The organism is Pseudomonas trutticola BRTCR10, from assembly GCF_056155105.1.
Window position 1 is genome coordinate 938,389 of sequence record NZ_CM149552.1, and the last position, 14,834, is coordinate 953,222.

Genomic DNA, 14,834 nt, shown 5'->3' on the forward strand with positions numbered 1-14,834 from the left:
GCGGCCTCTTTTTCTAACGCTTGGGCGTGATAAACGATGTCGACAGACAAGGTTTCTGTCCACGGCAGTTGGGCTAGCCGCTGGGTATTCATACTCGCCGCGACCGGTTCGGCCGTGGGACTGGGTAGTATCTGGAAGTTCCCCTACATGGTCGGGGTCTACGGCGGCGGCGCCTTTGTGCTGATGTTTCTGGCGTGCATCGCACTGATCGGGATCCCGGTCATGCTCGCTGAAACCCTGATCGGCCGGCGCGCTCGGCAGAGTCCGGCGAACGCCTTGAAGGTGCTGGCACTGGAAGCCGGGCACTCGGCCAAGTGGTCTTGGGGCGCGTTTGCCGGGATGATCACGGCATTGTTGATCCTGTCTTTCTATAGCGTGGTCGGCGGCTGGTCGCTGGATTACATCGTCGATATGGGGCGCGGTGATTTTCAGGGTGCCAGCGCCGATCAAGTCGGTGCCTATTTCGGTAATGTCATCGCCGACCCATGGCGTCTGACACTTTGGCACACAGTTTTCATGCTTTTGTCGGCGCTGGTGATCGCCAAAGGTGTGGTCGCCGGGCTGGAGCGCAGTTTGCGCATCATGATGCCGCTACTGTTCGTGATGGTGCTGGTGCTGCTGGGTTACAGCATGACCACCGGGCATTTCATGGAGGGCGTGCATTTCATGTTCGATTTCCACCCGGAAAAGGTCCTCGACGGCTTGTTGCCGGCCATGGGGCACGCGTTTTTCTCGCTGAGCGTAGGCGTGGGCTCGATCATGATCTACGGTGCTTACATGCCGAAGAACACGTCGCTGTCCGGCACGGTGGTTGGCGTAGCGCTGCTTGATACCTTCGTGTCGCTGGTGGCCGGCCTGGCCTTGTTCCCGATTGTATTCGCTGGCGGGCTGAACCCTAGCGAAGGGCCTGGCCTGATGTTCGTCAGTCTGCCATTTGCTTTCGGTAACGTGGCTTTTGGCCAACTGATGGGCGTTGTGTTCTTTGTTCTGGTGGCGATTGCTGCCTGGAGTTCGGCGATTTCTCTGCTGGAGCCGATGGTTGCCTATCTGGTTGAACGCACGAAAGTCAGCCGTGCCTGGGTGACGTTCTGGTTGGCATTCATTTGCTGGTTCGTCGGTCTGGGCACGGTGTTTTCCTTCAATATCTGGAAGGAAGCCAAATTTTTCGTGAACGAAGGCGGGATGTTCCATCTCTACCAATGGGGGGCAGCGGGCGGTCTGGATTTCTTCGGCGTGATCGACTTCTTCACCTCGCGAATCATGTTGCCACTCGGCGGATTGTGCTTCGTGCTGTTCGCCGGTTGGGTGATGGGGCGTGAAGCGGTACGTGACGAGTTGTCTATCCGTCAACCGGCATTGTTTGCCCTGTCCTTGTTTTTGATGCGCTACGTGGCGCCCATCGGCATTGTTGTAGTGTTTGCCGCTCAGCTCTGGAAGTAACGCTCACATGACGACACATATTCAACGATCTGCCCTGCTGCCTTATCCGGCGCAGTTCCTCTATGACCTGGTCAACGACGTGGCGCGTTATCCCGAGTTCTTGCCGTGGTGCTCGTCTGCTGAAGTGCTGGAAAGTACGCCCGAGCATATGCGCGCCAGTGTGGGTGTGGCCAAGGGCGGGCTCAGTCAGCATTTTGTGACGCGCAATACGCTGGTGCCGGGGCAGTCGATCGAGATGAACCTTGAAGAAGGGCCTTTCAATCAGTTGCACGGTGTCTGGGTGTTCAAGGCGTTGAACGAGAAGGCGTGCAAGATCAGTCTGGATCTGTCCTTCGATTACGCGGGCCCGCTGGTACGAGCTACGCTGGGACCGTTGTTCAATCAGGCAGCGAACACGCTGGTGGATGCATTCTGCCAGCGCGCCAAGCAAATGCATGGTTGAGTCGGTGATCGGGATAGAGGTCGTGTATGCGGCCGTGGATCGTCAGGTCTTGCGCGCGGTCAGTGTTCCCGAAGGGATTACCGTGCGGGAGGCGTTGCTCAAGTCTGGGATTGGCGACGAGTTCCCGGAGCTTGATCTGGCGGGGTGCCCGGTAGGGATCTTTGGCAAAGTGATTGCCGATCCTCAGGTTCGCCTGATTCAAGCGGGGGATCGTATCGAAATTTATCGCCCGCTGCTCGCCGATCCCAAAGAAGTGCGGCGCTTGCGTGCCGCCAAAGCTGCGGCGGCGAAAGCTCGAGAGCAGTAATCAAGCTGAATTGCAGGCAATAAAAAACCCGGAATCTCCGGGTTTTTTATTGCGTCGCAAATTATTGCGGCGAGGTATCCAGCGGCTCTGGTGTCGGAACCGGAACGGTTTCCACACCATCGACGTCCTTCTGGATCTGATCCAGCAAGGAACCTGGCTTGACCGGTTTTTCCGGTTTTGGCTTCTCGGCGTTTTCAGCAGGAGCGGTCACGGTAGTGCCACTGTCCTTGCCGAGAATGGCTTCGTCACGGCTTACGCCCGGCATGAAGTCACCGGACAGGCTGACAAGCTGGTCGTTTGAGTTGAAAATAACGCTGATGCGTTCCTGTTGGCGTTCACCGCCACCCGGTTGCAGGCTGTACAGATAATCCCAGCGATCGGCATGGAACGTGTCGGCAAGCAGAGGGTTGCCCATGATAAACCGTACTTGCGGCCGGGTCATTCCCGGGCGTAACTGGTCTATCATGTCCTGCGTGACGACATTGCCCTGCTGGATGTCGATTTTGTAAACCCCGGGGAATGAACAACCGGCGAGTGCGAGCAGTCCCACAAAGGTGAAACTGGTTAGCAAGAGCTTGGTGTTTTGCATCGGTGGGCGACTTCCACTATCTTGGCTGGGACAACGTAAACGCCGATCATACCCGCATTAAGAGAAGCTGCGAAGCAGCATCGCGAGAAAGCTGACCATGGTTGAAAATAGCGAACTACGCAAAGCCGGCCTCAAAGTGACCCTGCCACGGGTCAAGATCCTGCAAATGCTCGACTCTACCGAGCAGCGTCACATGAGTGCCGAGGACGTCTACAAGGCGTTGATGGAAGCGGGCGAGGACGTCGGTCTGGCCACGGTTTACCGTGTTCTGACCCAGTTCGAAGCAGCTGGCCTCGTGGTCCGTCACAATTTCGACGGCGGCCACGCGGTTTTCGAATTGGCCGACGGTGGCCACCACGACCATATGGTCAACGTGGACTCAGGCGAAGTCATCGAATTCTTCGACGAGGAAATCGAAAAACTTCAGAAAGCGATCGTCGAGAAGCATGGCTTCGAGATGGTTGATCACAACCTGGTGCTGTACGTCCGCAAGAAAAAGTAAGCATGTCGCGCGAATTTCAGGTTCGCGAAACGAGCGAAGGCGACCCAAGGGTCGCCTTCGTGCTTTCTGCCGTTCTTAAACTTTCGCGGTAACCACCATTTTTTTCGCGTGGGCCAGGGACTCCTTGGTCAAATCGATGCCGCCGAGCATCCGCGCTACTTCTTCTATACGGTCGTTCTTGCTCAATTTGGAGACGGCTGTGTGCGTTGCCTCTTCTCCACGCACCTTATGCACAAACAGATGCTGGTGACCCTGTGCCGCTACTTGTGGCAGGTGCGTAACCGTCAGAACCTGTCCGCGCTCGCCAAGGCGACGCAACAGTTGACCGACAATCTCCGCTGTCGGGCCACCAATGCCCACATCGACTTCGTCGAACACCAGTGTCGGGACACGGGATGTCTGCGCAGTGATGACCTGGATCGCCAGGCTGATTCGTGACAGCTCACCGCCGGATGCGACTTTCGCCAGCGCCTTCAGCGGTTGGCCGGGGTTGGCACTGACCAGTAATTCGACCTGCTCCAGGCCGTTGGGCAGCAACTCGTCGCTGCTGTTGGCCTTCAGTTCGATGGTGAATCGGCCTCCAGGCATGCCCAGTCGCTGAATCTCCTGCTCCACCGCACTGGCGAGGCTCCCGGCAGCCTGATGACGCAAGTCGCTCAGCTCCCGGGCCTTTTCCTGATAGTGGCGTGCATAAGAGGCCAGTTCTTCGCCCAGGCGCTCGATGGATTCGTCATTGGCGTTGAGGGTTTCGATCTCATCCAGCAACTTCTGCTGCATTTCGCCGACTTCGTTGGGTTGAATCCGGTGCTTGCGCGCCAAGGTATAAATAGCGTCGAGACGTTCTTCCAGATATTGCAGGCGGGCCGGGTCGGCATCGAAGTTGTCGAGGAAGCGATTGAGCTCACCGACAGCTTCTTCGACCTGAATCTGTGCGCTGGTCAGCAGGCTGCTGGCTTCGCCCAGGGCGCCAACGGAGTTGTTCACACTCGACAGGCGATTGAGGCTGGCGGTCAATGCGTTCAGCACATTGCCGGAATCACTTTCGCTGCACTGTTCGACCACCTGTCGGCAGATGCCAAGCAAGGTTTCGGCATTGGTCAGATTCTTGTGTTCCTGCTCCAGTTGTTCGAGCTCGTTATCCCCAAGACCCAGATTTTCAAGCTCTTCGAGCTGGTAGCTGAGCAGTTGATGGCGGGCGCGTTGTTCATCACCGGAGTTGGAGAGGCGCTCCAGTTCCTGGCGAGTCTGGCGCCAGCGCTGTGCGGCGAGCTGAACCTGACGGGCCAGATCGGTGGCGCCGGCATATTCGTCGAGCAGGCGACGATGGGTGTCGGTTTTCAGTAGGGATTGGTGTTCGTGCTGGCTATGGATATCTATCAGCAATTCGCCGAGGGCCTTGAGATCGCCAAGCGGGCAGGGCGTGCCGTTGATGTAGCCACGCGAACGGCCCTCCGAGGTGATCACCCGGCGCAGGATGCAGGGGCCGTCGATGTCCAGATCGCGTTCGGCCAGCCAGGCGCTGGCTTCGGGAATGTCATTCAGGTCGAAGGTCGCCAGAATATCGGCCTTGTCGGCGCCCGGGCGGACTACGCCACTGTCGGCGCGATCACCGAGGGTCAGGCCCAGTGCGTCGAGCATGATCGACTTGCCGGCGCCGGTTTCCCCTGTGATCACGCTCATCCCGCGATCAAGTTCGAGATCGAGATGTTCAACGATGGCGTAGTTGTGTACGGACAGGTGCACCAGCATAAAGGCCGCTCCCAGGCTTTAGGTCTGGTTATTTATACAGTGTTTTGTTTCGAGCTGACAATGCCCTCGCTTAGCTCGATTTGCTTGAACAGAAAATCTTCTTAGTGCATCGAGGCATGAGAAAGCGGCACTTTTTTGTAGGGTTAATGCTTGAAAGCCCTTGAAGCCTGATTTTGCGGCCCCATATATCGGGGCAGAAGCGCGAGTCGAACTCGCGGACGATATTGAAAGGAGAATTCTATGGCTGACGAACAGACAGTAGATAAGCAAAACCCAGAAGCCAATCAGGCGCCCGAGGGTTCGGGTGACGACCTGGCGACCCGTGTACAAGTGCTCGAAGAGCAATTGGCCGCCGCGCAGGATCAGTCTCTGCGTGTCGCTGCCGATCTGCAGAACGTCCGTCGTCGTGCCGAGCAGGACGTCGAAAAGGCACACAAGTTTGCTCTGGAAAAATTCGCCGGCGACCTGTTGCCGATCGTCGACAGCCTGGAGCGCGGCCTCGAGCTGTCGAATCCGGACGACGAAAGCATCCGTCCGATGCGTGAAGGCATCGAGCTGACCCTGAAAATGTTCCACGACACCCTCAAGCGTTATCAGCTTGAAGCGATCGATCCGCATGGCGAACCGTTCAACGCCGTTCAGCATCAGGCAATGGCCATGCAGGAAAGCGCCGACGTGGAACCGAACAGCGTTTTGAAGGTGTTCCAGAAGGGCTACCAGCTCAACGGTCGCCTGTTGCGTCCGGCCATGGTTGTAGTCAGCAAGGCGCCGGCGCCAATTTCGCCTTCGATTGACGAGAAGGCTTGAAATTAGCCGCAAGGCCCCCATTTAGAAGTCAAGCGTTTAAGTGCTACCGCAGTCAGCCACCACTGCTGCGGCATCCAAATCCAAAGTTTCGGGAGAGTGAACATGGGCAAAATTATCGGTATCGACCTGGGGACTACCAACTCCTGCGTCTCCGTGCTGGAAAACGGCAAGGCCAAAGTTATTGAAAACGCTGAAGGCGCGCGTACTACGCCGTCGATCATCGCTTACGCCAACGATGGCGAAATTCTGGTAGGTCAGTCGGCCAAGCGTCAGGCAGTGACCAACCCGCACAACACTCTGTACGCAGTAAAGCGTCTGATCGGTCGTCGTTTCGACGAAGAAGTTGTGCAGAAAGACATCCAGATGGTCCCTTACAAGATCGTCAAGGCTGACAACAACGACGCCTGGGTTGAAGTGAACGGCCAAAAAATGGCGCCGCCACAAATCTCGGCTGAAATTCTGAAGAAAATGAAGAAGACCGCCGAAGACTACCTCGGCGAGCCAGTGACCGAAGCGGTGATCACCGTTCCGGCCTACTTTAACGACAGCCAGCGTCAGGCGACCAAAGACGCCGGCCGCATCGCCGGTCTGGACGTAAAACGTATCATCAACGAACCAACCGCAGCCGCTCTGGCTTACGGTATGGACAAGGCCAAGGGCGATCACACCGTGATCGTTTATGACCTGGGTGGCGGTACTTTCGACGTTTCCGTGATCGAGATCGCTGAAGTCGATGGCGAGCACCAGTTCGAAGTACTGGCCACCAACGGTGACACGTTCCTCGGTGGTGAAGACTTCGACATTCGTCTGATCGACTACCTCGTGGACGAATTCAAGAAAGAAAGCGGCATGAACCTCAAAGGTGATCCGCTGGCCATGCAGCGCCTGAAAGAAGCCGCTGAGAAAGCCAAGATCGAGCTGTCGTCCGCTCAGTCGACCGACGTTAACCTGCCGTACATCACTGCAGATGCGACCGGTCCTAAGCACCTGAACGTGAAGATTTCGCGTGCCAAGCTCGAAGCACTGGTTGAAGACCTGGTTCAGCGCACCATCGAACCTTGCCGCATCGCCATGAAAGACGCAGGTCTGGACGTTGGCGCGATCAACGACGTGATTCTGGTCGGTGGTCAGACTCGTATGCCGCTGGTACAGAAGCTGGTTACCGATTTCTTCGGTAAAGAAGCGCGTAAAGACGTTAACCCGGACGAAGCGGTTGCCATGGGTGCCGCGATTCAGGGTGCTGTTCTGGCCGGTGACGTGAAAGACGTTCTGCTGCTCGACGTCAGCCCGCTGACCCTGGGTATCGAAACCATGGGTGGCGTGATGACTGCGCTGATCGAGAAAAACACCACGATTCCTACCAAGAAATCGCAAGTGTTCTCGACTGCCGACGACAACCAGGGCGCCGTGACCATTCACGTCCTGCAGGGTGAGCGTAAGCAAGCCGCACAGAACAAGTCCCTGGGCAAGTTCGACCTGGCCGACATTCCACCTGCGCCACGTGGCGTGCCGCAGATCGAAGTGACCTTCGACATCGACGCCAACGGCATTCTGCACGTTGGTGCGAAAGACAAGGCTACCGGCAAGACTCAGTCGATCGTGATCAAGGCCAACTCCGGTCTGTCCGACGAAGAAATCGAGCGCATGGTGCGTGACGCCGAAGCCAACGCTGAGGAAGACCGCAAGTTCGAAGAGCTGGCCGCTGCCCGTAACCAGGGCGATGCACTGGTTCACTCGACTCGCAAGATGATTGCTGACGCGGGCGACAAAGTCACCGCCGAAGAGAAGACTGCGATCGAAGCGGCTGTGGTTGCTCTGGAAGCTGCCGTTAAAGGCGACGACAAGGCTGCCATCGAAGCGAAGGTTGAAGAGCTGTCGAAAGTCTCCGCTCCGGTTGCTCAGAAGATGTACGCCGAACAGGCTCAGCCAGCTGATGGCGCAGCCCCGCAAGGCGAATCGGCTGAGAAGGCTGACGACGTTGTCGATGCAGAGTTCGAAGAAGTAAAAGACCACAAGTAAGTTGTTGGTCGGCCGGTTGACTGTCTTCAGGCAGTGACTGGTAGGATGTCGCCGCGCGGGAGCTAGCTCCCGCGTTGGCGTATCTGGAATACGCGAATTTTTACAGCATGCGACAAGCCTCGCGTGTTGGCGGTATGGCCGGGAATGCTCCTGCTTTTCGTGCCGAAAGTACCGCAAGAAACAAAGACCAGGATCGTTGAATTGACGTGAGTTGGGTCCGGGCCTGTATTGGGGCTCAACGAGTTTGGCCATCCTCAGGAGGGGTTTGCCGAACGTCCTCAAGAGTGCAGAAAACATATGGCAAAGCGTGACTATTACGAAGTGTTGGGTGTTGAGCGTGGCTCGAGCGATGCGGACCTGAAGAAGGCCTATCGTCGTCTGGCGATGAAACATCACCCCGACCGTAATCCCGATGACAAAGCATCGGAAGAACTGTTCAAAGAGGCCAACGAGGCCTATGAAGTATTGTCCGATTCGAGCAAGCGCGCAGCGTACGACCAGTACGGTCATGCCGGCGTCGACCCGAGCATGGGTGGCGGTGGTGGCGGTTTCGGCGGTCAGAACTTCTCTGACATCTTTGGTGATGTCTTCAGTGATTTCTTTGGCGGCGGTCGCGGCGGTTCCCGTGGCGGCGCTCAGCGTGGCAGCGATTTGCGCTACACCCTGGAGCTGAATCTGGAAGAAGCGGTGCGCGGTACGACCGTGAATATCCGTGTGCCGACGCTGGTCAATTGCAAGCCGTGTGATGGTTCGGGCGCCAAGAAAGGTTCTTCGCCGTCGACCTGCCCGACTTGCGGTGGCATCGGTCAGGTGCGCATGCAGCAAGGCTTCTTCTCGGTGCAGCAAACCTGCCCGCGCTGCCATGGCCAAGGCAAGATCATTTCCGATCCGTGCGACTCCTGTCACGGTGATGGTCGCATCGAAGAGTACAAAACCCTTTCGGTCAAAGTGCCGGCTGGCGTTGATACCGGCGACCGCATTCGTCTGTCTGGCGAAGGCGAGGCGGGTACGCAAGGTGGCCCGACTGGCGACCTGTACGTGGTCATCAATGTCCGCGAGCACGACATCTTCCAGCGTGACGGCAAGCATCTGTTCTGCGAAGTGCCGATCAGCTTTGTCGATGCAGCATTGGGCGGCGAGCTGGAAATTCCGACCCTCGACGGTCGCGTCAAACTGAAAATCCCTGAAGGCACCCAGACCGGCAAGCAGTTCCGCGTCCGTGGTAAAGGCGTTGCGCCAGTGCGTGGCGGTGGTGCGGGGGATTTGATGTGCCGTGTGGCGGTCGAGACCCCGGTCAACCTGAATCGTCGTCAGCGGGAATTGCTTGAAGAATTCCGCAGCTCGCTGGCGGATGACAACAGTCATTCGCCGAAAACCACCGGTTGGTTCGACGGTGTGAAGCGCTTCTTCGGCGATCTGTAAGGAGTCGGCATGCGACGTATAGCTGTGATGGGCGCCGCCGGGCGCATGGGCAAGATTCTGGTCGAGGCCGTGCAGCAGCGCGCGCCGCTGACCGGCCTGACGGCTGCGATTGTGCGCCCGGGCAGTACGCTGATCGGGGTGGATGCTGGTGAGCTGGCTTCGCTGGGGCGTATCGGTGTGCCGTTGTCCGGTCATGTCGAGTCGGTGGCGGAGGAGTTCGACGTGTTGATCGACTTCACCCTGCCGGAAGTCATGCTGAAAAACCTGGCGTTCTGTCGCAAGGCCGGTAAGGCTATGGTGATCGGCACCACCGGGCTGGATTCCGCGCAGAAGAAGTTGTTGGCCGAGGCTGGCAAGGACATTCCAATCGTGTTCGCCGCCAATTTCAGTGTCGGTGTAAATCTGTCGCTGAAACTGCTCGAGATGACTGCGCGAGTGCTGGGGGATGATGCTGACATCGAGATCATCGAGGCTCATCACCGGCACAAGATTGATGCTCCTTCAGGCACGGCCTTGCGCATGGGTGAAGTGATCGCCGATGCGCTGGATCGTGATTTGCAGAAGGTTGCGGTCTACGGGCGCGAAGGTCACACCGGCGCGCGCGAGCGTGAAACCATTGGTTTTGCCACCGTTCGCGGCGGTGATGTGGTCGGTGATCACACGGTGTTGTTCGCCTGCGAAGGCGAGCGTCTGGAGATCACTCATAAAGCATCGAGTCGCATGACGTTTGCCAAGGGTGCGGTACGTGCTGCACTGTGGCTGGATGGTCGCGAACCGGGTCTTTATGACATGCAGGACGTGCTCGACCTCCATTGAGTCATGGTTTCATCCAGCGCAAACGCCCTGTTTGTGCTGGATTTTCACCACCGAGCGACGCCCTGTCGCATTCTCCGGCCTTTTAGGCTCTTTAACGGTGGACCCAAAAAGCCTTTTTCTGTAAGCTACAGCTTTAGTGTGTCCACTAAAAGCGCGCAGAATAATTCAGTGAAGAAGCGGGGTGACGTGTCCATACGTCACTCCGCTTTTTTACAACCTGCGATCGCCCTTTCATGCGTTATTTACGGGAGGTCTTCTTGACTAAGCCAGCCATACTTGCCCTTGCTGATGGCAGCATTTTTCGCGGCGAAGCCATTGGAGCCGACGGTCAAACCGTTGGTGAGGTGGTGTTCAACACCGCAATGACCGGCTATCAGGAAATCCTTACCGATCCTTCCTACGCCCAACAGATCGTTACCCTGACTTACCCGCACATCGGCAACACCGGTACCAACCCGGGCGATGCTGAGTCTGACCGCGTCTGGTCCGCTGGCCTGGTTATTCGTGACCTGCCGCTGGTAGCGAGCAACTGGCGTAACACGATGTCCCTGTCCGACTACCTGAAAGCCAATAACGTTGTGGCTATCGCCGGTATCGACACCCGTCGCCTGACCCGCATCCTGCGTGAGAAAGGTGCACAGAACGGCTGCATCATGGCCGGCGACAACATCTCCGAAGAAGCTGCCATTGCCGCTGCGCAAGGCTTCCCGGGTCTGAAGGGCATGGATCTGGCGAAAGTCGTCAGCACCAAGACTCAATACGAATGGCGCTCGACTGTCTGGGACTTGAAAACCGACAGCCACGCGACCATCGACGCCTCCGAGCTGCCATACCACGTCGTCGCCTTCGACTACGGTGTCAAGGTCAACATCCTGCGCATGCTGGTCGAGCGCGGCTGCCGCGTTACCGTTGTGCCGGCGCAAACGCCTGCCGCTGACGTACTCGCACTGAAGCCGGACGGTGTGTTCCTGTCCAATGGTCCTGGTGATCCGGAGCCATGCGACTACGCGATCCAGGCGATCAAGGAAGTTCTGGAAACTGAAATCCCGGTATTCGGCATCTGCCTCGGTCACCAACTGTTGGCTCTGGCCTCTGGCGCCAAGACCCTGAAAATGGGCCACGGCCACCACGGTGCCAACCACCCGGTACAGGATCTGGACACTGGCGTTGTGATGATCACCAGCCAGAACCACGGTTTTGCGGTCGACGAAGCAACCCTGCCAGCCAACGTGCGTGCGATCCACAAGTCGCTGTTCGACGGCACCCTGCAAGGGATCGAACGCACCGACAAGAGCGCGTTCAGCTTCCAGGGCCACCCTGAAGCGAGCCCGGGCCCGAACGATGTGGCGCCACTGTTCGACCGCTTCATCAACGAGATGGCCAAGCGACGCTAAGCGTTCGCCTTGAGACTGTAGAGAGAAGCCCTTGAGGGCGGCCCCGAATCCGGCGGCCCCCTCGGGATTTCAGAAATCGATCAAGACGGCTTGCCGACTGACCTGCGGATTTGAGTGACAAACCCATGCCAAAACGTACAGACATTAAAAGCATCCTGATTCTCGGCGCTGGCCCGATCGTTATCGGCCAGGCCTGCGAATTCGACTACTCCGGCGCCCAGGCTTGCAAAGCCCTGCGCGAAGAGGGCTACCGCGTCATCCTGGTGAACTCCAACCCGGCCACCATCATGACCGACCCGGACATGGCCGACGCCACCTACATCGAGCCGATCAAATGGCAGACCGTTGCCAAGATCATCGAGAAAGAGCGTCCGGATGCGGTGCTGCCAACCATGGGCGGCCAGACCGCCCTGAACTGCGCCCTGGACCTGGAGCGCGAAGGCGTCCTGGAGAAGTTCGGCGTGGAAATGATCGGTGCCAACGCCGACACCATCGACAAGGCTGAAGACCGTTCGCGTTTCGACAAGGCCATGAAGTCGATCGGCCTTGAGTGCCCGCGCTCCGGCATCGCCCACAGCATGGAAGAAGCCAACGCCGTTCTTGAGCGCCTGGGCTTCCCGTGCATCATCCGTCCGTCCTTCACTATGGGCGGCACCGGTGGCGGAATCGCGTACAACCGTGAAGAGTTCGAAGAAATCTGCGCCCGTGGTCTGGACCTGTCGCCGACCAAAGAGCTGCTGATCGACGAATCGCTGATCGGCTGGAAAGAATATGAAATGGAAGTTGTCCGCGACAAAAAGGACAACTGCATCATCGTCTGCTCGATCGAAAACTTCGACCCGATGGGCGTGCACACCGGTGACTCGATCACTGTTGCGCCGGCTCAGACCCTGACCGACAAGGAATACCAGATCCTGCGTAACGCCTCCCTGGCGGTACTGCGCGAGATCGGCGTCGAGACCGGCGGTTCCAACGTGCAGTTCGGTATCTGCCCGGACACCGGCCGCATGGTCGTGATCGAGATGAACCCGCGTGTGTCGCGCTCCTCGGCCCTGGCTTCGAAAGCCACCGGTTTCCCGATCGCCAAAGTCGCCGCCAAACTGGCTGTGGGCTACACCCTCGACGAATTGTCGAACGACATCACCGGCGGCAAAACCCCGGCATCTTTCGAACCGTCCATCGACTACGTCGTGACCAAGCTGCCACGCTTCGCCTTCGAAAAATTCGCCAACGCTGACGCGCGCCTGACCACTCAGATGAAGTCGGTCGGTGAAGTCATGGCCATCGGCCGTACCTTCCAGGAATCCCTGCAGAAAGCTCTGCGCGGTCTGGAAGTTGGCGTCTGTGGTCTGGACGAGAAGCTCGATCTGAGCAACCCGGAAAGCATGAGCGTGCTCAAGCGTGAACTGACCGTGCCGGGCGCCGAGCGTATCTGGTACGTGGCGGACGCTTTCCGCGCGGGCATGACGGTCGAAGAAATCTTCGCCATGAACATGATCGATCCGTGGTTCCTGGTGCAGATCGAAGATCTGATCAAGGACGAAGAGAAGGTCAAGACCCTCGGTCTGTCCTCTATCGACCGTGACCTGATGTTCAAGCTCAAGCGCAAAGGCTTCTCCGACCAGCGTCTGGCCAAGCTGCTGGGCGTGACCGAGAAAAACCTGCGCACGCACCGTCAAAAGCTGGCAGTGTTCCCGGTCTACAAGCGCGTTGACACCTGCGCCGCCGAGTTCGCCACTGACACCGCTTACCTCTACTCGACGTACGAGGAAGAGTGCGAAGCCGCGCCGTCGGGTCGCGACAAAATCATGATTCTGGGTGGCGGTCCAAACCGTATCGGCCAAGGCATCGAGTTTGACTACTGCTGCGTTCACGCCGCCCTCGCCCTGCGCGAAGACGGCTACGAAACCATCATGGTCAACTGCAACCCGGAAACCGTTTCCACCGATTACGATACTTCCGACCGACTCTACTTCGAGCCGGTAACCCTGGAAGATGTGCTGGAAATCTGCCGCGTCGAGAAGCCGAAAGGCGTGATTGTCCAGTACGGCGGCCAGACTCCACTGAAACTGGCTCGTGCTCTGGAAGCTGCCGGCGTGCCAATCATCGGCACCAGCCCTGACGCCATCGACCGCGCTGAAGACCGTGAGCGCTTCCAGCAAATGGTTGAGCGTCTGAACCTGCGTCAGCCGCCAAACGCCACCGTGCGCAGCGAAGACGAAGCTGTCCGTGCTGCCGCGAAGATCGGTTATCCGCTGGTGGTGCGCCCGTCCTACGTACTGGGCGGCCGCGCGATGGAAATCGTCTATAAGGAAGAAGAACTCAAGCGCTACCTGCGTGACGCGGTGCAAGTGTCCAACGACAGCCCGGTGCTGCTCGACCACTTCCTCAACTGCGCCATCGAGATGGACGTGGATGCGGTCAGCGACGGTAAAGAAGTTGTAATCGGCGCGATCATGCAGCACATCGAACAGGCTGGTGTTCACTCCGGTGACTCCGCTTGCTCGCTGCCGCCGTACTCGCTGCCGGCGCACATCCAGGACGAGATGCGCGAACAGGTCAAGAAAATGGCCCTGGAGCTGGGCGTTGTCGGCCTGATGAACGTGCAACTGGCGCTGCAAGGCGAAGACATCTACGTCATCGAAGTCAACCCGCGCGCTTCCCGTACTGTACCGTTCGTCTCCAAGTGCATCGGTGTTTCCCTGGCAATGATCGCTGCCCGCGTGATGGCCGGTAAAACCCTGAAAGAAATCGGCTTCACCAAAGAAATCATCCCGAACTTCTACAGCGTGAAAGAGGCGGTATTCCCATTCGCCAAATTCCCTGGCGTTGACCCGATCCTCGGCCCAGAGATGAAGTCGACCGGTGAAGTGATGGGCGTCGGCGATACTTTCGGTGAAGCATTCGCCAAGGCCCAGATGGGCGCCAGCGAAGTATTGCCGACCGGCGGTACTGCGTTCATCAGCGTGCGTGACGATGACAAGCCACTGGTTGCAGGCGTGGCCCGTGATCTGATCAACTTGGGTTTCGAAGTGGTGGCCACTGCCGGTACAGCCAAGCTGATCGAAGCCGCTGGCCTGAAAGTGCGCCGTGTGAACAAGGTGACCGAGGGTCGTCCGCACGTGGTCGACATGATCAAGAATGACGAAGTCACCCTGATCATCAACACCACTGAAGGTCGTCAGTCGATCGCTGATTCGTACTCCATTCGTCGTAATGCCTTGCAGCACAAGATTTACTGCACCACCACCATTGCTGCGGGCGAAGCTATCTGTGAAGCGCTTAAGTTCGGTCCGGAAAAGACCGTGCGCCGCTTGCAGGATCTACACGCAGGATTGAAGGCATGA

The 14,834-nt window shown here is 58.0% G+C and carries 12 protein-coding genes; 10 read left to right on the forward strand and 2 right to left on the reverse strand.

All coding sequences use genetic code 11. From position 1 onward, the window contains the following. Positions 1-36 precede the first annotated feature (36 nt). The 3 genes from ACVVH8_RS04005 to ACVVH8_RS04015 are packed head-to-tail and all read left to right on the forward strand — an operon-like array spanning position 37 to position 2,189. A complete protein-coding gene (locus ACVVH8_RS04005; protein ID WP_475228652.1) occupies positions 37-1,440 on the forward strand; it encodes a sodium-dependent transporter in 1,404 nt (467 codons plus the stop codon). A 7-nt stretch (positions 1,441-1,447) separates the two neighbouring features. Beyond that, on the forward strand, positions 1,448-1,882 hold the full coding sequence (locus ACVVH8_RS04010; protein WP_315446812.1) for a type II toxin-antitoxin system RatA family toxin: 435 nt from the start codon (positions 1,448-1,450) through the stop codon (positions 1,880-1,882). Then, on the forward strand, positions 1,875-2,189 hold the full coding sequence (locus ACVVH8_RS04015; RefSeq protein WP_475228656.1) for an RnfH family protein: 315 nt from the start codon (positions 1,875-1,877) through the stop codon (positions 2,187-2,189). The genes ACVVH8_RS04010 and ACVVH8_RS04015 overlap by 8 nt, the downstream gene beginning before the upstream one ends. Positions 2,190-2,250: 61 nt before the next feature. Here the strand turns inward: ACVVH8_RS04015 and ACVVH8_RS04020 are convergent, their stop codons facing one another. After that, positions 2,251-2,778 (reverse strand): outer membrane protein assembly factor BamE, encoded by a 528-nt coding sequence (locus tag ACVVH8_RS04020; RefSeq protein WP_016986508.1) that lies wholly within the window; start codon positions 2,776-2,778, stop codon positions 2,251-2,253. A 97-nt stretch (positions 2,779-2,875) separates the two neighbouring features. On the opposite strand from ACVVH8_RS04020, the gene fur reads away from it, so the two are divergent. Beyond that, on the forward strand, positions 2,876-3,280 hold the full coding sequence (gene fur, locus ACVVH8_RS04025) for a ferric iron uptake transcriptional regulator (protein WP_103303215.1): 405 nt from the start codon (positions 2,876-2,878) through the stop codon (positions 3,278-3,280). Between the two features lie 75 nt (positions 3,281-3,355). Here fur and recN read toward each other — a convergent pair whose 3' ends face one another. Further along, the gene (gene recN / locus ACVVH8_RS04030; protein ID WP_475228658.1) at positions 3,356-5,029 is read right to left on the reverse strand and encodes a DNA repair protein RecN; all 1,674 of its coding nucleotides are present in this window, start codon (positions 5,027-5,029) and stop codon (positions 3,356-3,358) included. A gap of 240 nt (positions 5,030-5,269) precedes the next feature. On the opposite strand from recN, the gene grpE reads away from it, so the two are divergent. The 6 genes from grpE to carB all read left to right on the forward strand — a co-directional run bounded on the left by grpE (position 5,270) and on the right by carB (position 14,834). After that, complete coding sequence (gene grpE, locus ACVVH8_RS04035; protein ID WP_103303213.1) at positions 5,270-5,836, forward strand: nucleotide exchange factor GrpE; 567 nt, start codon at positions 5,270-5,272, stop codon at positions 5,834-5,836. Positions 5,837-5,938: 102 nt separating this feature from the next. Beyond that, positions 5,939-7,855 (forward strand): molecular chaperone DnaK, encoded by a 1,917-nt coding sequence (dnaK, locus tag ACVVH8_RS04040; RefSeq protein ID WP_103303212.1) that lies wholly within the window; start codon positions 5,939-5,941, stop codon positions 7,853-7,855. Positions 7,856-8,152: 297 nt separating this feature from the next. Next, a complete protein-coding gene (dnaJ, locus tag ACVVH8_RS04045) occupies positions 8,153-9,277 on the forward strand; it encodes a molecular chaperone DnaJ (protein ID WP_103303211.1) in 1,125 nt (374 codons plus the stop codon). Between the two features lie 9 nt (positions 9,278-9,286). Then, positions 9,287-10,093, forward strand: coding sequence for a 4-hydroxy-tetrahydrodipicolinate reductase (dapB, locus tag ACVVH8_RS04050; protein ID WP_213027519.1), 807 nt, complete (start codon positions 9,287-9,289; stop codon positions 10,091-10,093). A gap of 257 nt (positions 10,094-10,350) precedes the next feature. Then, positions 10,351-11,487, forward strand: coding sequence for a glutamine-hydrolyzing carbamoyl-phosphate synthase small subunit (carA, locus tag ACVVH8_RS04055; RefSeq protein WP_103303209.1), 1,137 nt, complete (start codon positions 10,351-10,353; stop codon positions 11,485-11,487). Positions 11,488-11,612: 125 nt separating this feature from the next. After that, positions 11,613-14,834 (forward strand): carbamoyl-phosphate synthase large subunit, encoded by a 3,222-nt coding sequence (carB, locus tag ACVVH8_RS04060; protein WP_475228661.1) that lies wholly within the window; start codon positions 11,613-11,615, stop codon positions 14,832-14,834.